At 62.0% G+C, this 22592-nt stretch carries 24 protein-coding genes, 1 tRNA gene and 1 pseudogene; 10 read left to right on the forward strand and 16 right to left on the reverse strand.

Annotated features, from left to right (window positions below; translation table 11 throughout):
• Positions 1–147: 147 nt before the first annotated feature.
• A complete protein-coding gene (locus ACWJKU_RS03095) occupies positions 148–861 on the reverse strand; it encodes an ABC transporter ATP-binding protein (RefSeq protein ID WP_454145659.1) in 714 nt (237 codons plus the stop codon).
• Here ACWJKU_RS03095 and ACWJKU_RS03100 point away from each other — a divergent pair.
• From ACWJKU_RS03100 to ACWJKU_RS03115, 4 genes are all read left to right on the forward strand, one after another.
• Complete coding sequence (locus ACWJKU_RS03100) at positions 860–1465, forward strand: arylesterase (RefSeq protein ID WP_454145661.1); 606 nt, start codon at positions 860–862, stop codon at positions 1463–1465. The genes ACWJKU_RS03095 and ACWJKU_RS03100 overlap by 2 nt on opposite strands.
• A gap of 79 nt (positions 1466–1544) precedes the next feature.
• Positions 1545–1904: a HopJ type III effector protein gene (locus tag ACWJKU_RS03105; RefSeq protein WP_454145663.1), complete on the forward strand. Its 360-nt coding sequence runs from the start codon at positions 1545–1547 to the stop codon at positions 1902–1904.
• A gap of 220 nt (positions 1905–2124) precedes the next feature.
• Complete coding sequence (locus ACWJKU_RS03110) at positions 2125–2379, forward strand: hypothetical protein (protein WP_454145665.1); 255 nt, start codon at positions 2125–2127, stop codon at positions 2377–2379.
• Between the two features lie 51 nt (positions 2380–2430).
• Complete coding sequence (locus ACWJKU_RS03115; protein WP_454145667.1) at positions 2431–3594, forward strand: MFS transporter; 1164 nt, start codon at positions 2431–2433, stop codon at positions 3592–3594.
• Between the two features lie 5 nt (positions 3595–3599).
• Here the strand turns inward: ACWJKU_RS03115 and ppsR are convergent, their stop codons facing one another.
• The gene (gene ppsR, locus ACWJKU_RS03120; RefSeq protein ID WP_454145669.1) at positions 3600–4418 is read right to left on the reverse strand and encodes a posphoenolpyruvate synthetase regulatory kinase/phosphorylase PpsR; all 819 of its coding nucleotides are present in this window, start codon (positions 4416–4418) and stop codon (positions 3600–3602) included.
• 79 nt (positions 4419–4497) lie between these two features.
• On the opposite strand from ppsR, the gene ppsA reads away from it, so the two are divergent.
• The 4 genes from ppsA to ACWJKU_RS03140 all read left to right on the forward strand — a co-directional run bounded on the left by ppsA (position 4498) and on the right by ACWJKU_RS03140 (position 7841).
• A complete protein-coding gene (ppsA, locus tag ACWJKU_RS03125; RefSeq protein ID WP_454145671.1) occupies positions 4498–6858 on the forward strand; it encodes a phosphoenolpyruvate synthase in 2361 nt (786 codons plus the stop codon).
• A 52-nt stretch (positions 6859–6910) separates the two neighbouring features.
• Positions 6911–7001: transfer RNA gene (locus ACWJKU_RS03130), tRNA-Ser, on the forward strand.
• A gap of 173 nt (positions 7002–7174) precedes the next feature.
• Positions 7175–7408 carry a hypothetical protein gene (locus tag ACWJKU_RS03135; protein WP_454145673.1) on the forward strand — a complete coding sequence of 78 codons (234 nt, stop codon included), beginning with the start codon at positions 7175–7177 and terminating at the stop codon, positions 7406–7408.
• Between the two features lie 4 nt (positions 7409–7412).
• Complete coding sequence (locus ACWJKU_RS03140) at positions 7413–7841, forward strand: hypothetical protein (RefSeq protein WP_454145675.1); 429 nt, start codon at positions 7413–7415, stop codon at positions 7839–7841.
• Positions 7842–7847: 6 nt separating this feature from the next.
• Here ACWJKU_RS03140 and ACWJKU_RS03145 read toward each other — a convergent pair whose 3' ends face one another.
• From ACWJKU_RS03145 to ACWJKU_RS03200, 12 genes are all read right to left on the reverse strand, one after another.
• The gene (locus tag ACWJKU_RS03145) at positions 7848–8717 is read right to left on the reverse strand and encodes a GIY-YIG nuclease family protein (RefSeq protein ID WP_454145677.1); all 870 of its coding nucleotides are present in this window, start codon (positions 8715–8717) and stop codon (positions 7848–7850) included.
• A 117-nt stretch (positions 8718–8834) separates the two neighbouring features.
• Positions 8835–9020 carry a hypothetical protein gene (locus ACWJKU_RS03150; RefSeq protein WP_454145679.1) on the reverse strand — a complete coding sequence of 62 codons (186 nt, stop codon included), beginning with the start codon at positions 9018–9020 and terminating at the stop codon, positions 8835–8837.
• A gap of 190 nt (positions 9021–9210) precedes the next feature.
• Positions 9211–9963: a hypothetical protein gene (locus ACWJKU_RS03155; protein ID WP_454145681.1), complete on the reverse strand. Its 753-nt coding sequence runs from the start codon at positions 9961–9963 to the stop codon at positions 9211–9213.
• A 462-nt stretch (positions 9964–10425) separates the two neighbouring features.
• Complete coding sequence (locus tag ACWJKU_RS03160) at positions 10426–11829, reverse strand: PBSX family phage terminase large subunit (protein ID WP_454145683.1); 1404 nt, start codon at positions 11827–11829, stop codon at positions 10426–10428.
• Positions 11813–12247, reverse strand: a complete 435-nt coding sequence (locus ACWJKU_RS03165) for a hypothetical protein (RefSeq protein ID WP_454145685.1) — start codon at positions 12245–12247, stop codon at positions 11813–11815. The genes ACWJKU_RS03160 and ACWJKU_RS03165 overlap by 17 nt, the downstream gene beginning before the upstream one ends.
• Positions 12229–12834: a recombinase family protein gene (locus tag ACWJKU_RS03170; RefSeq protein WP_454145687.1), complete on the reverse strand. Its 606-nt coding sequence runs from the start codon at positions 12832–12834 to the stop codon at positions 12229–12231. Before ACWJKU_RS03170 ends, ACWJKU_RS03165 begins: the two co-directional genes overlap by 19 nt.
• A 527-nt stretch (positions 12835–13361) precedes the next feature.
• On the reverse strand, positions 13362–13730 hold the full coding sequence (locus ACWJKU_RS03175) for a hypothetical protein (RefSeq protein WP_454145689.1): 369 nt from the start codon (positions 13728–13730) through the stop codon (positions 13362–13364).
• 70 nt (positions 13731–13800) lie between these two features.
• Positions 13801–16182: a primase-helicase family protein gene (locus ACWJKU_RS03180; RefSeq protein WP_454145691.1), complete on the reverse strand. Its 2382-nt coding sequence runs from the start codon at positions 16180–16182 to the stop codon at positions 13801–13803.
• A complete protein-coding gene (locus tag ACWJKU_RS03185; RefSeq protein ID WP_454145693.1) occupies positions 16179–16529 on the reverse strand; it encodes a hypothetical protein in 351 nt (116 codons plus the stop codon). The genes ACWJKU_RS03180 and ACWJKU_RS03185 overlap by 4 nt, the downstream gene beginning before the upstream one ends.
• A gap of 12 nt (positions 16530–16541) precedes the next feature.
• Entirely contained in the window at positions 16542–16733 is a 192-nt protein-coding gene (locus tag ACWJKU_RS03190; protein WP_081609350.1) for a helix-turn-helix transcriptional regulator, read from the reverse strand.
• Between the two features lie 261 nt (positions 16734–16994).
• A complete protein-coding gene (locus tag ACWJKU_RS03195) occupies positions 16995–18218 on the reverse strand; it encodes a tyrosine-type recombinase/integrase (protein ID WP_454145695.1) in 1224 nt (407 codons plus the stop codon).
• Between the two features lie 382 nt (positions 18219–18600).
• Positions 18601–19596, reverse strand: coding sequence for a DNA-methyltransferase (locus tag ACWJKU_RS03200; protein ID WP_454145697.1), 996 nt, complete (start codon positions 19594–19596; stop codon positions 18601–18603).
• Between the two features lie 56 nt (positions 19597–19652).
• Between ACWJKU_RS03200 and ACWJKU_RS03205 the strand changes: the two genes are divergently transcribed.
• Both ACWJKU_RS03205 and ACWJKU_RS03210 read left to right on the forward strand, forming a co-directional pair.
• Positions 19653–19889: a helix-turn-helix domain-containing protein gene (locus tag ACWJKU_RS03205; RefSeq protein ID WP_110019198.1), complete on the forward strand. Its 237-nt coding sequence runs from the start codon at positions 19653–19655 to the stop codon at positions 19887–19889.
• Positions 19886–20473, forward strand: coding sequence for a hypothetical protein (locus ACWJKU_RS03210; protein WP_454145699.1), 588 nt, complete (start codon positions 19886–19888; stop codon positions 20471–20473). Before ACWJKU_RS03205 ends, ACWJKU_RS03210 begins: the two co-directional genes overlap by 4 nt.
• Positions 20474–20508: 35 nt before the next feature.
• On the opposite strand, the pseudogene ACWJKU_RS03215 reads toward ACWJKU_RS03210, so the two are convergent.
• Positions 20509–21478, reverse strand: a pseudogene (locus ACWJKU_RS03215) (IS110 family transposase).
• A gap of 359 nt (positions 21479–21837) precedes the next feature.
• Positions 21838–22590, reverse strand: a complete 753-nt coding sequence (locus tag ACWJKU_RS03220; RefSeq protein WP_454145701.1) for a lysophospholipid acyltransferase family protein — start codon at positions 22588–22590, stop codon at positions 21838–21840.
• Between the last annotated feature and the right edge of the window lie 2 nt (positions 22591–22592).

Here is a 22592-nt window from a genome sequence, read left to right on the forward strand (position 1 = left end):
TGACGCGGCTTGCCGCCGCGCCGGGGCATCCCCGCCCCGAATCAACCCGCCTATATTAGAGGCCGGGTTGACAGCATTCGATCACCATAGCCAGCTTAACGGCGTTTGTAAATCCGTTAAAAATCGGAGGACTGCCGGAAAACGGGGTCAAGTGCACGGCGCGATCCGCCCGCCGTCCAGCCGGATCAGGCGCTCGCAGCGGGAGGCCAGGGTTTCGTCGTGGGTCACCAGAATCAGCGTGGTGCCCTTCTCGCGGTTCAGTTCGAACAGCAATTCGATGACGGCGCGGCCGGTATGGCTGTCGAGATTGCCGGTGGGTTCGTCGGCGAACAGGATTTTCGGCTCGGTGACGAAGGCTCGCGCCAGCGCGACGCGCTGCTGCTCGCCGCCGGAAAGCTGTCGCGGATAGTGCTTGAAGCGATGGCTCAGGCCGACGCGATCGAGCATGGCGAGGCTGCGGCGGCGGGCCTCGTCGCCGGCGCCGGCCAGTTCCACCGGCAGCATGACGTTCTCCAGCGCGGTCAGATTGGGCAGCAACTGGAACGATTGGAACACGAAGCCGACGTATTCGCTTCGGAGCGCCGCCCGGCCGTCTTCGTTCAGGTCGGTGAGGCACGCCCCGGCGAGCCAGATCCGGCCCGACGAGGGCAGATCCAGTCCGGCCAGAAGGCCGAGCAAGGTCGATTTGCCCGATCCCGAGGCGCCCACGATGGCCAGCGTTTCTCCCGGTTTGATCGCGAGGTCGACTGCTGTCAATATATCCAGCTGACCGTCCGCCGTCGCGACGTATTTGCCGAGATTCTCCGTCCGAATGATGAATTCCGCGGCGGCATCCTCCAACGCTTCGATCTCTTTCTGCATGATGCGAAATCTGTTGTTCTCGTTCATTTTGCTTGCATTGCCGGGCCTGATCCAGGCCAAAATCGTTCTCGTCCTCGGCGATAGTATCAGCGCCGGATACGGTTTGGAAAAGATAGACTACGGCTGGGTGGCCCTGTTGCGGGACGCGGCGCGGCCGCTCGGCGTCGAGGTCGCGAACGCCAGCGTTTCCGGCGAAACCAGCGCCGGCGGCCTGGCCCGGATCGATGAGCTGCTGCGCCGCTACCGGCCGGCGGTGGTGATACTCGAACTCGGCGCCAATGACGGGCTGCGCGGACTTTCGCCCAAGCAACTGGAGGCCAATCTGGGCGAGACGGTCGTCCGTTCCGAGGCGGCCGGAGCCAAGGTATTGCTGCTCGGAATGAAGATACCGCCAAACTATGGCAAGCGTTATACCGATCTGTTCCAGGCCGCGTTCCAGCGGGTCGCCGAGACTCACGGCACGGCGTTCGTGCCGTTTCTGCTGCAAGGCGTCGGCGGTCAGGACCATCTGATGCAGGCGGACGGCCTGCATCCCAATCGCGAGGCCCAGGCGATCCTGTTTCGCCAGGTTTGGGATAAGCTGGAGCCGATGCTGGCCCGTTGAGCATCGGACATGCGGGCGGGTTTCCCCCCGTTCCCCCGGGAACGCCATTGAACAAGGTTTTATTTTCTTTATCGCCGATATGAACGCATCGTTAGAAACATTCATCGCCAAAATCAAAGACGGCCGGCCGGTCGCCTTCAAAGAAACCATCGACGTCATCGGACGGTATTACGATTACCGGCCGACCCGCTTCACCAACGGTCTCGACGACGGCCGAGTGGTCAACGAACCGGGCAGCAACGAAGGGTCTTGCAAGATCTTCTGTTTCGGCCGGTTGCACGGGCTGTCCGAGCAAGAAACCCTGGCGCTGTTCGGCGAGCATTACGCCGAAGTGCTGTCGAGCCCGGACGGCGAGAGCCACAAGAACATCAGGACCTTCATGAAGTTTGGATGGCCGGGGATCGCCTTCGACGGCGACGCTTTGGTCCGGAAACCGTAAGATCGCGAGGCGCGGTGAGACCTGGCGAACGCCGCTTCGCCGCCCGGGCGTTTTTCGGCGCCGGGAGCCGTTCCGCAACCGTATTCCATCGTCTAGTTTCATCGAATAAATTGTTGTTTAATCGCGAACGCTTTGCGTGCAAGCGTTGTCCAAGGCCGGTTTCCGGTCGAATCCGTCCCGGAAAATCCGGCACCGTGCCAAAACATCATCGGAGAGTCGTATGCTGATTTTTCTCAAGAGCCTGGTGGGCGTTTCGATTTTGATTTTTATCGTTGGACTGATTAAGCCGAAGTGGATTCTGTTCTGGATGAAACAGCCGGATCGCCTAATGGCCACCTCGGTCGGGCTGCTGCTGTTCATGGCGTCATGGACGGGGATCGCCAAGCTGACCCTGAAGCCCAGGGCTCCCGGGGCGCCTCACCAGTCGGAGCGTTCCATCGAGGAGCAAAACACCCTTCAACTGGATCGTCGCTAACCCTCGACAGCCGGTTATCGTCGACATCCGTCTTTTCCCGGTCGCTTTCCTTTGCCGTCGAAAAGCGGACTGCGGCTGTCCGCCACGGTATGGCTGCTCGGCCTGATCAGCTTTCTCAACGATACCGCTGGAGAGCTGATTTATCCCCTGCTGCCGATTTATCTGGCCGTCGTTTTGCAGGTCGAGCCGAGGATCTTCGGATTGATCGAGGGCTCCGTGCTGGCGGCAAACAGTTTGCTGCAACTGGTTTCCGGCCGCGCGGCGGACAAAAGGCGTTCGACCAAAGCCTGGATCATCGCCGGCTATGGCATCGCGGCGGCCGCGCGCCCCTTGTTGGCGTTCGCCCATAGCTGGCCGGCCGCTTTCGTGCTGAGATTGAGCGACCGAATCGGGAAAGGCTTGCGGACTTCGCCGCGAGATGCCCTGCTGGCCCTGTCGGCGGCGCCGGAACAGCGCGGTCTGGCGTTCGGATTGCACCGCGCCATGGATAATGCCGGCGCCGTGGTCGGTCCTTTGCTGGCCGCCTGGTTTTTGCAGCAGAAGACCGATCTCCGTCAGGTTTTTCTCTGGACCGCGGTTCCCGGCGCCGCGACGCTGCTGTTGGCGCTGTGGTTGCGGGAAGCGAAGCGCGAAAGCCGGCCGGCGACTGCTTTCGACTGGCGGATCGGCGCGTTTCCTCCCGTTTTTCGGCGTTATTTGATCGTGCTGGCGCTGTTTACCCTCGGCTATCCCTCGAGCCTGTTTTTGCTGCTGCGCGCCCGGGAATTCGGAATCCCCGATGCCGAGGTTCCGCTGCTGTGGGCCTTGGTGTCCTTGGTGGCGGCCTTGTTTTCCACCGCGCTGTCGTCCTGGTCCGACCGGATCGGCCGGCGGCCGATGATCATCGCGGGCTGGCTGATCTATTCCGCACTCCAGGCGGTGCTAGGAATGGGCGTGCTGCCGGTCGTCTGGCTATGGGCCGTTTTCGGCGTTTACGGCCTGTTTTTCGCCGCCACCGAAGGGGCGCAGAAAGCCCTGGTCGCCGACATGGTCGCGGCGGAAGGCGTGGGCACCGCTTACGGCTGGTTCAACCTGACCACCGGGCTGTTATTGCTGCCCGCGTCGGTCCTCTTCGGCGGGATCTGGCAATCTTCGAGCGCTTCCGCGGCCTTCGGCTTCTCCGCGCTTTGCGCCGTTTCGGCCGCGGTTCTTCTGGGATTGTGGTGCCGGAAATGATCCGGCTACCATCGCAGCCGTCTGAGGCCGCCTTTGTGAAGGATGTTGGCGGCGATTTCTTCCACCGACATGGCCGAGGTGTCCAAATAGGGCATTCCCGCCGTCCGGAACAGCGCATCCCCGGCGCGGATTTCATTGCGGCATTGTTCGAGAGAGGCATAGCGGCTCCCGGGTCTCCGTTCTTCCCTGAGCTGATGCAGTCGTTCGGGATTCAGAGTCAGGCCGAACAGCCGCGCCCGGTGCTTCCGTAGAGCGGGCGGCAGCCCGGAAAGATTCGAATCCTCCTCGGTCAGCGGGTAATTGGCGGCCTTGATGCCGTAGTGCAGGGCGAGGAACAGGCTGGCCGGGGTTTTACCGGCGCGCGAAACGCCGACCAGGATGACATCCGCTTGATCGTAGGCGTCGATGCCGACGCCGTCGTCGCAGTCGATGGCGAATTTCAGCGCTTCGATGCGGCTTTGGCCCAGGGTTGCATTGCCCAGGCCGTGGGCGCGCCCGACCGCCTGGGCGGAAGACTGTCCGAGCGCCGTTTCCATGCGATCGAGAAAGGCTTCGAAAAGATCGAATATGACGGCTTCGCTGCGTTCCAGGATGCGGCGAAGGCGCTCGTCGGTCAGTGTGCTGAACACCAGCGGCGCTTGTCCGTCCCGGGCGAAGGCGTCGGCGATGCGCCGGCAGGTGTCCGTTGCCTTGGCTTCGCAGTCGACGAAGGGCAGGGTGACGCGCTCGAACGCGACGGCTTCGAACTGGCTCAAAAGACTCCGGCCGAAGGTTTCGGCGGTGATGGCGGTATGATCGGACACGAAGAAAGCCGTGCGCTTCATGCTTTCCTTACCAGGTTGCGGGGTTTCCCATAGAATACCGGTTCCAGCGGGCTCAGCAAATTTGAACGGGGTGTTTCCGATGAACGAGTACGTGGTCTGGTTCGATGCTTTGGGAATCGACGATGTGGGGCGCGTGGGCGGCAAGAACGCCTCGCTCGGCGAAATGATCGGCCGCCTGTCCGAGGCGGGCGTCACGGTGCCCGACGGCTTCGCCACCACCGCCGAAGCGTATCGGGATTTTCTGGCCCAGAACGGACTCGACCAGCGCATCTGGGCGGAACTCGACCGGCTCGACGTCGATGACGTCGCGGCGCTGGCCCGTGCCGGCGAAGCCATCCGCCAGTGGATTTTGAACACGCCGTTCACCCCCGGACTGGAAAAGGCCGTCACGGAGGCTTACGGCCGGCTGGCCGGCGAATCCCCGAGCGGATTTTCCGTGGCCGTGCGCTCCTCGGCCACGGCGGAAGACCTTCCGAGCGCATCGTTCGCCGGCCAGCAGGAGACCTATCTCAACGTGCAGGGCCTGGACGGCGTGCTCCGCGCGGTCAAGCAGGTTTTCGCGTCTCTTTTCAACGACCGGGCCATCGCCTATCGCGTGCACCAGGGCTTCGAGCACCGCAAGGTGTTGTTGTCCGCCGGCGTGCAACGCATGGTGCGCAGCGATCTCGCCGCGAGCGGGGTGATTTTCACCCTGGACACCGAATCGGGTTTCCGAGACGCCGTTTTCGTCACTTCGAGCTACGGCCTCGGCGAAATGGTGGTGCAGGGCGCGGTCGACCCGGACGAATTCTACGTTTACAAGCTGTCCCTGGCGGCCGGCAAATCCGCGGTGCTGCGCCGAAGCCTCGGCAAGAAGGCCGTGAAGATGATTTACGATCCCGCCAAGGCAGTGGTTGCCGTCGACACGCCCGAAGAAGATCGCCAGCGGTTTTCCATTACCGATCGAGAAGCGGAAGAATTGGCGCGGCTCGCGGTGAGCATCGAGCAGCACTACGGACGCCCCATGGACATCGAATGGGCCAAGGACGGACTCGACGGCAAACTCTATATCCTCCAGGCCCGGCCGGAGACTGTGCAGAGCCGCGTCACGCGCGAGATCGAGCGCTATCGGCTCAAGCGCAAGGGCAAGGTGCTGGCCCAAGGCCGCAGCGTCGGGCACCGCATCGGCAAGGGGCTCGCCAAAGTCATCGCCAGCGCCTCGCAGATGGATCTGGTGCAGCCCGGCGACGTGCTAGTGACCGACATGACCGATCCCGATTGGGAGCCGATCATGAAAAGAGTCTCGGCCATCGTCACCAACCGCGGCGGGCGCACCTGCCACGCCGCGATCATCGCCCGCGAGCTCGGCATTCCCGCCGTCGTCGGCTGCGGCGACGCCACCCGCACGATTCAGCGCGACACCCTGGTCACCGTCTCCTGCGCCGAAGGCGACACGGGGCATATCTATGAAGGCGAACTCCCTTACGAGATCGCCAAGGTCAATCTGGACGAGATGCCCGAGCTGCCGATCAAACTCATGATGAACGTGGCCAATCCGGAGCGCGCATTCGCCTTTTCCGTGCTGCCGAACGACGGCGTCGGCCTGGCCCGGCTCGAATTCATCATCGCGCGGACCATCGGCGTCCATCCGAAAGCCTTGCTCGAATTCGACAAGCAGACGGCCGAAATACAGCAGGCGATCCGCGAGCGCATGGCCGGTTACCCGGACCCCGTGCGTTTCTACGTCGACAAGCTGGCCGAAGGCGTCGCCACCATCGCCGCCGCCTTCGCGCCCAAGCCGGTGATCGTCAGGACCTCGGACTTCAAGACCAACGAGTATGCCAACCTCCTGGGCGGCGAGGCCTACGAGCCGCATGAAGAAAACCCCATGATCGGTTTCCGCGGCGCCTCGCGTTACGTGGACGAATCGTTCCGCGACTGCTTCGAGCTGGAGTGCCGCGCCCTGAAAAAGGTGCGCGAGGAGATGGGATTGGAAAATGTCTGGGTCATGATTCCCTTCGTACGCACCTTGGACGAGGCGCGCGGGGTTGCCGAGCTGCTCGAGCGCTTCGGGCTGCCGCGCGGGGCGAACGGGCTCAAATGGATCATGATGTGCGAAATTCCGTCGAATCCCTTGCTGGCCGACGAGTTCCTGCAAATCTTCGACGGCTTTTCCATCGGCTCCAACGACCTGACCCAGCTCGCCCTGGGCATAGACCGCGACTCGGGACTGGTCGCCGGCGGCTTCGACGAGCGCAATCCGGCGGTCAAGGCGCTCATCCGCCAGGCTATCCAGGCCTGCCGAAAGCACGGCAAGTACATCGGCATCTGCGGACAGGGGCCGTCCGACCATCCCGACCTGGCGCGCTGGCTGCTGGACGAGGGCATCGAAAGCCTGTCCCTCAATCCCGATTCCATGATCGAGACTTGGATGTTTTTGGCCGGAAATGATACCGGTTGAACATCAAGGAGGCTGACAAGCTTCTAATTTTCCATTAAAATGCCGCGCTTTCGGAGAGATGGCCGAGTGGTCGAAGGCGCACGACTGGAAATCGTGTATACGGCAAAACCGTATCGAGGGTTCGAATCCCTCTCTCTCCGCCAATTTTGCCAGTTCTACTGGCTTTTCCGCAGGGTTTTGATGGCACACCCGCCTAAAAACCCGCCTTTCCCGAAGTGATGGGATGCGATGGGGTAAGGCCCTGTGAGACGATGAAGAAGCCACCCGCTGCGGTGGCTTTTTGCTATGGGCGACGACAAGCCCGCGGGAGGAATGTATGTTGCGTGTGACCTTTGAGGATGGTTCTGTGATCGAGTACCAGGACGGCGAGGTGATCGAGATTGAGAGCCATCCGCCCAGAGACACCCCGGCGGTGGGCTGGGTGCGCACGCGCGAGTATCCGCCGGAGTATCGGCGGGCGACCCCGTTGAGCATCAATGTGCTGACGGTCGGGAAGCGGGTTCACACCGGCGGCGGCTTCGTCAAAGTCACGAGCATCGAGCGGGTCTGAGGTCGTGGCGAACGGAACCGCGCCACTGGACCCGCAGCTTACCGGCAACGTGGGGCTGTACTACTGCTGCTATCGGCTTTCCCTCCTCGGGTGGAACGTCATGCCGACCGCGCGCAACGCCCGCGGCGTGGATATCATCGCCTACAGCCGGGACGCCTCCCGCTTCGTCGGGGTTCAGGTCAAGGCGCTGAGCAAGCGCAACCCGGTTCCCCTCGGGACCTCGCTGGACAAGATTATGGGCGACTTCTGGGTGATCGTGAACAAGGTCGCCACGCCTACCCCTTCGGCCTTCATCCTCCTGCCCTCGGAGGTCCGGGAACGCGCCCACCGCGGCGAGAAGGACGGGCGCGTGTCGTACTGGTTGCAGCCCGGCGACTATGAGCAGGACCCGTTCCGCGAAGCGTGGGAGCGGATCGGGCACGGTGGCGTCTGACGCCCGTTACAGCTCCTCGGGCAAGGCCAGCCGCCAGCCGCGAGCGCTCTTCTGCTTTCCTCGCAGCAGGTCCCCGAAGCAAGTGCTGCTGATGCCGTACCGCCCGTGGAAGTCTAGGCGTGTGCCGGTGTCTCGCTCGCCGGTCTTGATATTGATGATCGCATAGGTTGTCGGATCAGAGTGCGCCCGACGGACGGCCTCCGAGTTGCGTATGGCCGCGATGCGCCGGGCCTGAAAACTCGGGTCGGAGTGGACGCGACGAAGCCCAGCAAGGCGGCGGGCCTCCGTTTCAGGGTTTGCGCGGATGCGGGAGAGCTGTTCAGTGCTTCTTGCCCGCCACTGGGGATCATCCCGAAGGCGCGCCATTTTCTCCCGGTTGTCCTTCTTCCACTCTGGCGTTGCGGTTGCACGCCGTGAGGCTTCGAGGCGGCGGGCTTGCACGTCCGGGTCTGCGCGAAGGCGGCGCATGGCCGCCTTGAAGTTGTCCGAGCTGCGCAGAGAGCTTGACAACTTCGCCCGTGCCTCTGTCGTGTAGCACTGCGCTTGCCCCCCGCCGGAGGTGAGGTTGTATCCCTTCGGGCTCAGGCAGTCGAAGCCCCAGATGTAGAAGCATTCCCGGTCGTTCAGCTCCTCGCGGGCGCATAGCTCCACGATCTCAAACCTGAAGGCGTCCGGGCCGTGCTTTCGCAAAGCGGCGGCGAGCTTCGGGCTGTTTCCTTGCCCAGACAGGTGATCCTTCCAGCGGGTGGCGATGCTCACGGACTGACCCACGTACCGCTTCCCGGTCGTGCGGTGCGTGACAACGTAGATTCCGGCGAGCGGGCCGGAGGTTTCGCCCAGCAGACGGCGGGTCATCGTGGCGCGGATCGTGTTCATGGCGTGCGCTCCATTTCTCGTAGAAGGTCAGCCCCGAAACCATCGACCGCCCACGCCTCGTGAGGGGCGAGGCTATTGCGTGAGGTCGGGCGGCTTCCGGATCGGGGCTGAACTCGGTCAGCGCCCGCGCGGCTTCGCGTTCGGGCGCTTGTAGGCGTGATTGATGAAGCCTTGAAGCTGGGTTGCGACAGTGTCCCGCTTCATCGCGGCAATCTGGGTGTTGCGGGCGGCGGCGCGCTCCTCGTGGATGCGTGCAGCCTTCTTCACGTTCGGCACGCTGCCGGGCATCGGTTTCGTGGTCATGGTCGGTTCCTCCAGTCAGTAGATGTTGCGGATTTCCTCTGCACACTTCGGACAGATGCGGTTTCCCGCGTGCGCTGACCAGAAGTCAGAGGAACACCGAAGGCAGCGGCGGACTTTGACCCGCGGATCGTCGTCACGCAGCCACCTCGGTACATGCCCACCCCAACACTTGGGCTTGGGCGGGGCGGTCTCAGGCTTCATCGCCCGCGGCTTGCGCAATCGCCTTCTCGGCGAGCGCCAGCGACAGGTTTTTGATCGGGTCGGCCTGTCCGCGGACAAATTCGCGGTCGGCGGCGATGGCCGATTCATAGGCGAGGATCACGCCCTTGAGCTTGGCGACAAGCTGCGCGTGCTGCGCGCCCCATACACGTTCCGCGAACTCGCCCACGGAGAACGGGCGGCGGTCGCGCGGGCGACGATCAACAACCGTTGCGATGGCGGCGGCGAGCGGCAAATCATTGGTGGCTATGGCGGTCACAGCGGCGGTTTCGAGTTCGACCGGGCCAGCGCCTTCGAGCTGAACTTGGTAGTTGGTCCGCTTCGTGTCGCCCAGAGCGATCCGCCCAAGGGCTTGCGCCGGGGAGTGGTTCAGGGACAGCAGGAATTCAGCGTCAGCGGCGAGCTTGGCGAACGGGCGTAACAGTTCCTCGCGCTGGGCGCGCGACGATTCCGCGATGGTCAGGCGGAACTTGGCGATGCGGGAGGCTTCCTGCTGCTTGGCGAACTGGCGGGCAACAGTGCGGTTGGCCGGTTCGGTTTCGCGGACAACCTCCTCAGCTTCACGGCTGAAGCGGTCGCGGGCCTCCGCTACCTGCTGCTGAATCTTGGCGATGCGCGCCTGAAAGGCGGTCGCAAGTTCGGTGGCGCGGGCGGTCAGCCGGTCGATGTTCTCCGCGGTCAGCGGAACATCGGTGGGGACCTTCTTGAAATCTACGGTGGCCATGTTTCGGGCTCCTCTGAAAAGTCATCACGACTCGGGAGGGCCTCTTGACACGTCACCGGCGGGGCCACTCCCAACCTATGCGCGGACGCTGAATGTCCGGCGCTTTCGGGGATTCTCGTGGGCGGCTGTGGCGCAAGTAAAGGACTAAATCTTGTATAACTCGTTGATCTACTTTACTTTTTAGGGTTTCATTGGGTGGCAAACAATGGCCCGATCCAGTGGGCGGGATGGATCGGGTCGACAATCCATGCGGTTATAGCGCGACGGCTCCGGCTTCCCGGATTGTGTCGGCGCGGGTGTGACCCGAACCGGCGGCGCGAGCCGTGGCGAATGCGTGCCGACCTGCGCCCGCCGGAGCGTGTCCTGGGCGTTATACAGGGGCCGATCCTCCGCGTGCGCTACGGTGGCGAGGATTGGCAGGATGATGGCGGCAATTGCGAGGCTGCGCATAGTGGTTGCTCCTCAAACGTAGATGATGCGGTTGCCGGTGTCGGGTAGGCGCGGCGGAGGCCCAGCGAAGCCGGACACGGCGACATGCCCATGAGCGGCCCCGGCGATCAAATATGAGGTCGAATCGAGCATGTGGTCATTGGCCGATGAATCCACGTCCTCCGGGTTGCGCGGATCGCGCGGCAGACTCGGGACCGTCGCCAGCCAGAACCGGCAGCGCGAAGCAACGTAGAACTCCCCATTGGCCATGAGTTGCTTCAACAACTCGAAGCGTGGCACGCGCGCGCCCTTCCGCGCGGGCGTGACCCTCACTCCGGCCTCGCGGAACAGGTCGGCAATCGACGCCTCCGCGCGGCCCGCCGTCCGGGCTTCCGCCGCGGAGTCGATGACGCCCCGGGCGCGTACACCGGAGCGCGCGGCGACCGCATGAAGCGCGGGCGCAATCTGCCCGGGCGTGCGGCCCGTCCCGCGGTTGATGTTCTTCGGGTCGCACTCGAAGTGCTCGTCATAGATCACCCAAGCCCCGCGCGGCATCACCCGGTCATCGCGCAAGCGCACGTCATAGGCGAGCTGTCCGCCCAAGACAGACGCGCACGGCGCGGCGCTGCCCCAGTCAATCGACAACTTCAACGAACCGAAGAAGTGCGGCGGGACTTCGTGATGATCGAAGACGGCGCGGGCGTGCTGCCAGACGCCCCCGAAGTAATCGCCAACGATGGCCGACCAGTCGCCGTGACGGTGCGCCTTGTACAGCGCCGGGTCGGTGTGGGCGAGGACGGAGAAGTTGCGCTTGTAGGCGTCCGGCAGGTGCGGGTTGTCGTCCACGGTCGAAGGCGCATAGACCCACTTCTGGTCCGCGAACTCGAACGGTGCCCAAGGCTCGCGTCCGGTCACGTACCGCTCCGCGAGGGCGGAATGGTTCGCGCCACCCGGGTTCCCTGCCAAGACCATGCGCAGCGGGACGCCCGGAGCGCGAAGGGTCAGCGCGAGCGCGTCAATCACCGGCAGCTCGGGACCTTCGCCCGCCTCATCGACCACGATCAGCGAGAAGGTCATGCCCTGCACGGTGTCTTGTAGGGCGGCGCTGGACTCGCAGTGTGTCAGCGCGACCGTTGCCCCGTTCGGGAGGCGGAACACGTTGTCATTCTGGTTGTAAGTGAAGCCGGAGCCGTAGGCGGAGCGCATGAGCCCGCGCAGCTCCTCCGCGAACTGAAGCAGCGACTTCAACCGGCGGCGGGTCACGAGGACGCGGGCGCGGTTCTTGTACTGGTCGCAGTGCCGCAGGATGAGCAGTTGCAGGCCGAAGGACTTGCCGCCCCCGCGGCCCCCGCCCAAGAAGATGAAATGATCCTCGGGGATGCTCAGGACGGTTGCCTGAAACGGAGTCGGGCGGATGGTGTTAGGCACGTTCGACATTGATGATCCTCCCGTAGTCCTCCGGCGACAGCGCGGCGTTGATCTGGATGAGCACGCGCGGGGCGTCTTCGTTGTTGCCGTCGCCCTTGTTGATCTTGTAGATGCGATCCGCGAGCCATTCCGCGGCCCTGATGTCGCCCTCGTTCTTCATCTTGTCTTTCATGAAGGCCACGATCTCACCGGCCCCTTCGGCGCGGCCTTCTTCGAGGGCGAGCGCGAGCGGCGACAGCTCGCCTTCCTCGCTGTCCTCCTTGAGGCGCTTCCACTGGCTCGGGGTGAGGGATAGCGCCCGCCGGATCGTGTGCTCACGGTTCCCCTCCGCGGCGAGCATCCGCACGAGTTCGAGGTGTCGGGGTTCGAGGTCGGGCAGCGCCAGCGCGCCCCCGGTCTGCTTCTTGGTCAATTGCTTGTCGGACATGATTCCAACTCCTTCTTGATTCGGTACACGGTCGAGGCCCCTACACGGGTCAGGCGCATGATCTTGTTCACGGGGACGCTGGCGCGGAGCATGTCGACAATGCGGTGCTCGGTTCCGGCGGATACCTTCGGACGGCCCAGCGTCTTGCCCTGCTTGCGGGCGCGCTCAAGGCCAAGCATCGTCCGCTCGCGGATCAGCTCCCGCTCGAATTGCGCGAGCGAGCCCATCACGTTGAACATGAGCTGCCCGGCGGGCGTGGAGGTGTCGAGCGCCAGGTTGCGGACGAACAGCCCGACCTTCAGGGCTTCGAGTTCGGCCACCAGACCGACCAGATGCGGCAGGCTTCGGCCCAGCCGGTCCAGCGCGGTTACTCCGACCATGTCGAACTTGCCGAGTGTGGCGGCCTTCATCAGGGCGTCCAGCCCGGGGCGCTTGTCGCGGCCCTTCGTCCCGCTGATGCCCTCATCCACAAATTCGGCCACCACTTCATGACCACGACCCGCGGCCCACTCGCGCAGGGCAAGTAGCTGGGTCTCAACCGTCTGGTCTTTGTTGGTGCTGACGCGAGCGTATAGGGCGACTCTCATGGACTGATTCTCATTACTGTATATGCGTACAGTAACTATAGCTGCGAACCATTCCGAAATCGAGCGTTAATGGAATACCGAAAACCGCGGAGACAGGGACGTGGATTTGCTGGCGCTCCGGCGGTGTGGTTCCGCGGACGTTTTCGGAATTGTTGAATCAGGGCGCAGGGCGGCGATGCGCGGGTGCCCCATGCCCAAGGGGGCGAATAGCCCAAGCAGGCGCGGTTCCGGCTGAGGTGTGCTCGAAACCACCGCCCTAGACGACAGGACAGACGGAACCTCAGACGCCCAGAAACTGTAGTATTTACTGGATTCTTTCTTCTTTCGTCTAACCTCCTAAGGTAGAAGTAAAAGAATTACCCGACAAACGCCCCCTTGGGCCGATTGCCCGCCGGTCGATTTGTCGGGGAACCCTTGCCGATACGTCAGACGTCAGACGGATTGCCTAAGTCCCAGCCGCTATTGGATTTTCGCCGTCTAACTGGATTTCCACCACGCTAGGCGATAGACGGCAGCCCCGTCATAAATCAGCTCTGAACCTCAGCCCTCACCGACCGGCGCACGATCACACCGCCAGCCTCGCCGATGTTGTCGGCAATCGCCTGTAGTGCGTCACGTACACCGTCCAGCGTCTCGCCCTGCAAAGGGTGATCGCTGCGCAGTGGTTCACGTAGGCCGTCGATAGCTTCGGCCAGCGGCTCGGCAGCCTCCATGAGGCCCCGCAGGTTCATCGCGATTTCATCGCCCGCCGCCGCAGTCGTGTAGGCGGCGATCAGCGTTGCGCGAGCCTGCGGCGGATAGTCGGCAAACCGATCTTCAACAAAGCGCGCGGCCTCCAGCATCCAGTCGTGCGCGGTCATCCCGGCCTGTTTCATCACTTCATGAGCATCAAGCATGGTCGTTCTCCATCAATCAAATCTGATCGCCGGGCTTTTCGACAGGGAGCCCGGCAAGCCCCGTGTCATTTCAGAACGGCGAGCCATCCTCAGGCAGTGGCGGCCAGTCCTCGGGAAAGCCCCGCCAGCGATCCCACGCAGCCCGGAGTTCCAACACGTCCCAGCGGTAGCCGTAGCGGCGGCGTCCAGTGGATTCGCGGATGAGCGGGAAACCCAGCTCAGAAAAGAACTTGCCAATCTGATCCTTGGCGCTGGCCGCGCCCCGGGTCCCTTGGGCCAAGAGGGCTTGATCCCGCATCGCCGCAATCAGCGCATCGGAAGTCACGAAGTACCCTGAACCCGACCAATGCGGCTCGGTCCCGGCGGGCGGGTTGCCGTCGCGTAGGCTTGCCCGGAAGAAAAGTTGAACCGGCGGCAACGAGTGCCCCTTCTGTTCTTCCAGTGCCTGGGTGTTCGGCACCCTGCGTACCTCGAAGTTGCTCAGGTCATAGGTGCGTAGGAAGTGCAGCAGGTTTTCATATCCACCGCCGTCGAGGTCCGCCTGTATCTTGGCAAAATAGGCATGATCTTGTTTGTGACCGTCGCTCATTTCGATGACAAAGAAGCGGCGCTCGTCAAGCCCAGCAGGCACCACCCAGTCTTCATTCGATGCAAGGATCAGGTGCGTGTAGTTCGGCGCGGCCTCGGCATCGACGCCCTTGCCCTCGATGACAATGTTTTCTTCCGTCACAAGGGTTTTCAGGATTGATTCGTGCTTCTTGTCTCCAGCGTAGAAGGCTTCATCGCCGAACAACAGGACCGTATCGCGCAGGTGAGCGTTGAAGTTGCCGACAAGATGCTGCGAGTTGGCAACTTGCAGGAAATGACGCCCGAACAAGTGCCCGAACTTCTTGGCGAAAAACGATTTGCCCGTGCCGCGCCGACCACGCAGAACCACAGCCGATTCGCCCGGGCTCCCGGGCTGCTGCACTGTGCGGGCCATCCATCCAATCAGGTAGGCGAAGTGTTCAGCGTTGCCGGAGCAGACGTTGTCCCGCAGGTGAGCGAGGAAGGATGCGTGTTTGTCGCCCGGTAGCGAATCGACAGCGAACCCGCGCCATAGGTTGTAGGCGTCCTCAATCTCCTTGCCCGGCGCAAAGGCAATCGTCTCGTATTGGCGACGCTGGGGGTGGTCGATCCAGAACGCACCAGCGGCCTTTTCGATTGGCTTTCCTTTGTCGTCGAAACCGACCGTCACCTTGATGTGACGGTAGCGGTTGCGGAAGTCCTCGAAGGACTGCTTGGTCAAGATCGTCCGCCCATCAGGGCGTCCACGGTCTGTCACCTCTTCAATGATCCGGCACTTGCCGCCGATGCTACTGATGACGGCGTGCTTTTCATTCAGCTTGCGCAGCCAAGGGTCGATGGCCTCCTCATGGGCGCGTTCGATCTGCCGCAGGGCATAGGCTTCCCAGTTCGGTTTGTCGCGTACTGATGCCGCGATCTCATTGCCGCCGGTGATGACGGCATAGATCATTTCATCCGGCACTTCGGCACGGACAAGATCACAGCAGACCTTGAACAAGGCTTCAGATCGTGACGGGTACTTGGTCGGGTCGAGTGGGTCCTGCCCAGTAGCAATCAGTGCAAGGCAATGATCGGAAATGCTCTTTCCGTGCCCTTGGGCCCACGCCCTCAACTCATCCACCCCCACGTCCGGGACGTTGCCGGTGATCTTTACTTTTGGCCGACCGCCCGGGAGCGCATCGCCCACGGTCTGGACGCGCACCGCTGGCGTGAACTCCTCGATGCTGTAGGTGTTGCCGTTGTAGTCGATCAGGCGTGTCACCGCGGGCTTGCGGCCTTTCCGGGCCTTCTTCTCGGTCGGCACGTTGATTGTGCCCGGCAGCCTCATCAGCCGGTCGCAGTTGTGCGTGTGGTCGGCCTGAAAGACCTTCTCAAGCTGGACGTTGTAGGCTTCCAACTCCTGCGCTTTCGCCACGTCGCCGCCAATTTCCAGCTTGTCGGAAGGCTCCAAGGCCCAGAAGCCTTGAAAGCCGCCACCGCTGTCGATGATGAATGACGGTTCCGGGATCGCGGGCGGGCGTTTGATGCTCAGTAGATCGCGGATGCGCGTGCGTTCGTCATTCCAGAATTGTTCGGCGCTGCGTGGGTCCTCCGGCTCCTTGGGCCTCGGGTCGATGTCCACGTGAAGCCATGCGAGGCGTTCAATATCTTCCTTGCTGGCCTTCACATCCAGCGGGCGGCGAACCGGGTTCACGTGGAAGTACAGGTTGCGCTTGCCCTGATGACCCTCGATCCAGCGCGCGGCCTCGTTGGCCTTCTCCGGTGTGAAGGTCACGGTTTCGGTCTTGCCGTCTGGAATGATCGCCGTGAGAACCCAAAAGGTGTCGGGGTGGAAGCGGCGCAGGAAGTCGATGGCGGCGGAGGTATCGTGCTTGAGGTCAATCATTCTGCGACCTCCTGAAACAGGTGGATTCCGCGGCGATACCCGGCCTTGTTGTCGAACCAGCCGTTGTCGGCGGGATCGGCCTTGCCGCCCATGACCTCGTTGCAGTGATCGAGGGTGCGACGGAACCAGACGGCCCGCGGCGAGCGGTCGGAGGAGCGCGCGGCCTGCTCGGTCAGTTCTTCGAGCTGGGCAATCACCGTATCAACAAGGTGTTGATCGGCTTCGGCGTTGCTCTCAGGCCCGGCGGGGAACACGCGGAGAGGGTCGAGACGGAGCAGCCAAGCGACGTAGGACGCGCGGCGGGCTTCGGTGGGCGCAGCTATTTGCGCAATGAGGCTCGGTTTCATGGGTCCGTCTCCTCACTGATGCGCTTGAGCATCACGCCACTGTTCAAGTTCGGCAACGATCCAAATGGTGGTGCGTGCGCCGATCTTGCGCGGGCGGGGGAAGTCCGGGCGCTCCTTGAGCCAGCGCCAGAGGGTCGCGTGGCTGATGCCCAAGAACTCAGCCGCTTGGGCTGGACGGAGAGATTTTGTTGATTGTGTTTGCATGGCAGCGGTCCCGATACGTCCGCGCTGCCCGCCAAAAACAAGAAGGGGAAGCGCGGAGCCGATAACAACAGCTCGAACGCTTCCCCTCGGATGACTCGCACCAGAAACGGGTGAAGGTCGAGCCACCTGTGGCTCAACTCGTTCTCCATTTCTGTACGTCCGCGCCGGGGAACCGGCGGGATATGCGAAAGACTATAAGACTTTTAGGGCGTCTCGTCTAGCCTCTTTTCCTAAATTCTTCTTGTAGATCAACGGCTTACTTTACTTTTTCGGGTGGCAGTACGCGGCCCAATCCGCCATAAGTGCCTGACGTTTCTGGAAAAGATTGCCGCGCCGGTAGGCGGCTTCAACCTTGTTGTCGATGCCGTGCGCCAGCGCCATTTCGGCGACTTCGCGCGGGTATTCCGTTTGTTCGGCGCACCAGTCGCGGAAGGTCGAGCGGAAACCGTGCATGGTGATGCGTCGTGGGTTCCGCTCAGCGTCCAGTTGGTTCGGATCGACGTAGCCCTTGCGGCCCGCCTTCGTCTCGCTTTCGTGCATTCGTTTGAGGGTGGCGATCAGCGTCATGTCCGACAGCTCGCCCCCACGGGATGCGGGGAATACAAGGTCGTTGCCCTCGAACCTCGGCAGGGCCTTCAACAAGGCCACCGCATCATCCGACAGCGGCACCTCGTGAGCCTTGCGCATCTTCATGCGATCCGCCGGAATCTTCCATAGCTTGGCGTCCATGTCGATTTCACTCCACTTGGCTCCGCGAATCTCTTGCGACCGAGCGGCGGTGAGTATGCCGAACTCAACGGCGCGGGCTCCGGTGCCCTCCATCTTGCGGAGGTGCGTCATGAATGCTGGGGCTTCAGCAAAAGGCAGAGCAGGGTGATTATCTTCCTCCGCCACCTTCGACGGCGCGGCCAAGATCATTTGAAGGTGGCCTTTCCAGCGCGCCGGGTTCGTGCCGTCGCGGTACTTGCGAACAGTCGCCCAATCCAAGATGGCCTCAATGCGCCCACGCACGCGGGAGGCGGTCTCCGTTTTCACGGTCCAGATCGGTTCGAGCACTTCCTTCAGATGCGGCGTGTCGATGTCGCGGACGTGTAGCTTGCCGATGAAGGGGAAGGCGTAGGTTTCCAGCGTGTTGTTCCACTGCTGGTGATGCTTCGGGTTCTTCCATTCATGCGACTTCGCGGCGATGTACTGCTTGGCGGCTTCCTCGAAGGTGATCTCAGTCGCCCGGCTCGCCAGCAGCGCGGATCGCGCGGCCTTGCGCTCCGCTATCGGGTCGATGCCTTGGGCGATCTTCTCCCGGACCTCGCGCGCCTTGTCGCGGGCCTGCTGTAGCGTTACCGCCGGATACCCGCCCAAGCCGACCTCGCTGCGGCGCTGCTTGCCGCTCGCGGTCGCCCCGATAGTGACCCGCAGCAGCCAGGTCTTTCCTCCGCCGGGGAGGACTTGAAGATGGAGCCCAGGCACACCCCCAACGGCGTACATCCCCGGCTCTGAGAGGCGTTTCACCTCCAACGCTGATAGCTCTTTCGCAACTCGTGGCATAATCTCGCACCCGCCTATACACCCGCCTAAGATTACGCGATCTTACGCGATAAGTCGAGACCATCCGAGACGATCAGCGCGGAGAAAGTCTTGTATATACGAGGACTTGCTGGAAATCTGGCGACGTTACGCGATGACGCAAGACGCTAAGGTGGCGGACTCTCTCTCCGCCAATTTTGCTGCATTAGATGGGCTCTCCGCATGATTCTCAGAGTGAACCCGCCTTCCCCGAAGTGATGGGATGCGACGGGGTAAGGTACTGTGAGACGATGAAAAAGCCGCCCATAAGGCGGCTTTCTTCTTTCCGGCTTCCGGGCTCCGATCACAATGCGAGTTCGGCCTGCTTGCGGAACTTCTCGATGCTCACGGACTCGCCCGCCACGATCCGGTCGTACAAGGCCTGCATCAGCTCCGGGCTCACGCCCTTGTCGAGGAAGCGGAACGACGATGCAGCGACGTACTCCGGCAACGCCTCGAAGGCCATCCAGCGCCGTCCCTCCGCCTCTGCTACCTGTCCGGTCGTGTTCGAGCCTCCGAAGATGTCCACCACGAGGTCGCCCGGCTCCGTGAGCATCCGAATGAAGAACTCAGGCAGCTTCGCCGGGAAGCGCGCGGGGTGTCCCTTGATGCCTACCGCCTTGCAGCCGGACAGGTACTGCCCGTTGGACTCGGAGTTGGAGATTTGTAGCAGGTTCGGCGGGATCGCTCCGCCGTTGTCCTTGGCGAAGCCCTTGCCGATGTCGTGCCCGGAGGGGCGGACCTTGGGCGTGTAGAACTTGTCCGGGTCCTCGATCAGCTTCTTCATCCGGTCGCTGTAGGGGGCCAGAACCTTTGTGATGTCTGACTTCGGCCACTCGGTCTTGCTGAACCACCACACGGTGTTGATCGAGTCCTTCACGCGCAGCTTGCGCTTGTTCACCCACTCAATCGGGCTCGGCAGCTTCGACGGGTTGAACCAATAGAAGTCCTCCGCGAGGAAGAAGCCCAGCTCATCGACCATGCGGATCAGGACACGGAAGTTGTAGAGGCTCCGCGCCGGGACGCTCTTCATGTAGGCCCCGCCGAAGTCCACCACGAAGCTGCCGTCATCGCGCAGCTTTCGATGAACGATGCGCCCGAACTCCAAGAACCAGTCGATGTACTCGTGCTGATCAAGGTTCCCGTACTCCTTCTGGCGTTGCAGGGCGAACGGGGGGCTGGTGATCACGAGGTTCACGCTTCCGTCCGGTAGCTCCTCCAGCAGTTCCCGGGAGTCGCCAATGAACGTGGCCCCCTTGGATGTGTAGTAGGCAGGGGCGGTCTTGGATTTCGTCAGCATGCAGTGCTACTTAAAGTCTGTAGATTCATTGTCATCATTTGCGCATTATCTCGCGGATGAACAAGAAGTTAAAGCCCTCAGCTACAAGAAAGCATTTCGCTTTGAACCTGAGGAAGGCGCGGGAGGGGCTCGGCCTTTCTCAAGAGGCTCTGGCCGATGCCGCGGGCCTCCATCGAACCTACGTCGGATCGGTGGAGCGTGGCGAGCGGAACATCTCCATCGACAACATCGAACGGTTGGCATTGGCACTCGGGGTTCCTCCTGCTTCACTACTGGAGGAACCGAAGAAGTGACACTGTCGCCGCACGACGATTACCAACGCCTACTTGAAATCTGGCCCGCCGTACAGGAGTATCAGGCCCTTGCCACGAAGCACGGGATTGATGACGTATTCCAGGACAACGTTGGCAAGCTGTTGCAGGTTCTCCTGCTGCTGGGCTTGAAGATCATTCCGGGCCGCGAAGGGAATGACGCGGTGGACGCCTCCGGGCGCGAGCATGAGTTGAAGTCGGTCAACATCGAGCTGACCCACGGATTTTCGACCCACCACCACATGAACCCGGTCATCATCGCCAAGTATCGGCAGGTGCCTTGGGTGTTCGCCGTCTATCGGGACATCGCCCTGCAAACGGTATATCTGCTCGAACCGGCTGACCTTGAGTTCTACTTCACCAAGTGGGAACAGAAGTGGCACGCGGACGGCGGGAAGGACATCAACAACCCGAAGATTCCGATCAAGTACGTGATGGCCCACGGGACGATGATCCACGGCACGCCGCCTGACCTCTCCGTCAAGCGCAAGAAGGCAATCACCAATAAGCGGAAGTCCAAAGCGACGCCGCACGATGCTGGCGGTTTCGAGCCTGACGAAGATTAGTACCACAGCAAGGGGTCAGATACCGTCTTGCCGTGTCAAGCGATTTGCGCGGCGAACGCCGGATTGAACGGTTCGCGATGCTTGAGAACGCCATAGACGATATGGACGAGCTTGCGCATCGCCGCGCCCACGAGCGCCATCTTCGGTTTGCCGCTGGCGAGTAGCCGCTGCTGCATTTCAATCAGGGGTGGGTTGTACCGAAGCGCGACCAGGGCGGGCATGAAGAACGACTTATGCAATGCGCTCCGCCCTATCTTTGACATCATGCCTCTTCCGCGTAGAGAACTCCCGGACGCCCTAATCCTTGGGGCGACGCCAAGATAGGCCGCCAATGCCTTGGCGTTCTTGAATCGGTTGATGTCAGCGAACTCGGAGAGGATGACATGGATGGTGGCTTCGCCGATCCCAGGAATCGTTTCAAGAAGGCGTCTGTCTTTTCGCATGTCGGGATGGTTGTCGATTGTGGTTATTGATCAACCGTTTCGTCTCCTTGATCGCTTTTTCAAGGTAGGTGATGTGCTCGTTGATCTGTTCGACAATCACGCCCGAAGCCGCTTCAAGGCGATTACGTTCCTGTTGCCGCATGTCTACCAAAGATTCTAAACGCCGCACCAAATCGCGCAATTCCCGCACGTGCCTGGGTTGGGGGACCCGTGCCTCCGGTTCCATCGCGGCGCAGAAGCGGGCGATGAGTCCGGCGTCGGCCTTGTCGGTATGGGGGCGGACCAGCTCGCTCTGTGCAAAGCCTTTGATGCGCGCCGGATTGACCAGGCTCACGCGGACGCCGGCCGCGTACAAAAACTCGGCGGCAGGCTCTCCATAGATACCTGTCGCCGCCATGCAAGCATGGACATCGATGGCACCATGGTCATCAAGCCAGGCGAGGAGGGCCTCATGGCCGGCTTGATCGTTGCTGAATGACTTGTGCTTTAGCTTGCCGTCGCGGAGGAGTGCAACGTCGAACTTCTTCTTGGAGATGTCGATGCCGAGCGCCTTCTTGTTCATCTTTGCTCTCGCTTACCTCGTCATGCAGGCTCACCGAAGGTGGCCTAAGATATCGTCCAGCGTGTTAGAACAAAGCCGGCCGGGGCACCTATCTGACCCACAGGTTCAGGGCCTAAAGTCTCGGCGATGTCTCCCGGCCGCGTTGCAGATCCGATTTAATCAGCAACGGGATCAAGATACGAGGTCTTGTTTTTTGCTATCCATCAGGACAGTTTATCGCCATATCCAGACCCTTACGAATCGAGTTTGCCGGTGCGTTGTATCATGTGACCTCCCGTGGAGACGGGCGCGAGGTTATCTTCCTGGACGATGAGGACAGGAACTTTTTCGGCAGGTCTTTTCGGAGATCCTAGAGGATTTCAATGGGTTGGTTCGTGCGTATTGCCTGATGGACAATCACTACCCTCTTCTGGTCGAGGCGCTGGACGGCGATCTCTCCAATGCGACTCGGGGGCATTGGTGGCGCCTTCGTACAGGCGATTTGCCGGAATCAGCCGGGATTGCAGGGACTTGAACCGTGACTCCAATGATTCCATGAAGCCGAGCCGATCGCCGCTCCAGCACATCGGTTCGCCCACGAACACATCGCAGAAAAACGGCACCAGCAGGCACTCGCCCTTGGGCATGGCCCGTCCCAACCCGTGCATGAAGACGGGAACGACCGTCGCTTGCGGGCAGCGCATGGCGAGATGGGCAATGCCGGATTTCAATTTTTGCATGGTTTCCGGATCGCCCCGGGTGCCTTCGGGGAAGATGATGAGCACGCCGTCCCGCGCCAGGATTTCGTGACATTCGTTCAAAGGGTCGTGGAGGCGGTTCCCGCCGCCTCTGGTGACCGGCACGATGCCGATGAAATTGCGCGAAAACCAGGCAAGCCAGGGTTTGCTGAGAAAGTAGTCGGCCGCTGCGGCGGGATGTATCCGATGGATATCGCGCAACGGAAACAGCGACAGCAGAACCAGGGTATCCAGATGGCTGTTATGGTTGGCGGCGACGATCGCCGGGCCGCGCGCCGGCAGCCGTTCCCGATTGCGGATGTTGAGGCCGAGCGCGAACAGGGTGACCGGGCGCGCCACCAAGAGGACGAATAACAGGCGGAGCAGGCGCTGCATGA

Source organism: Methylocaldum sp. MU1018, from assembly GCF_053646775.1.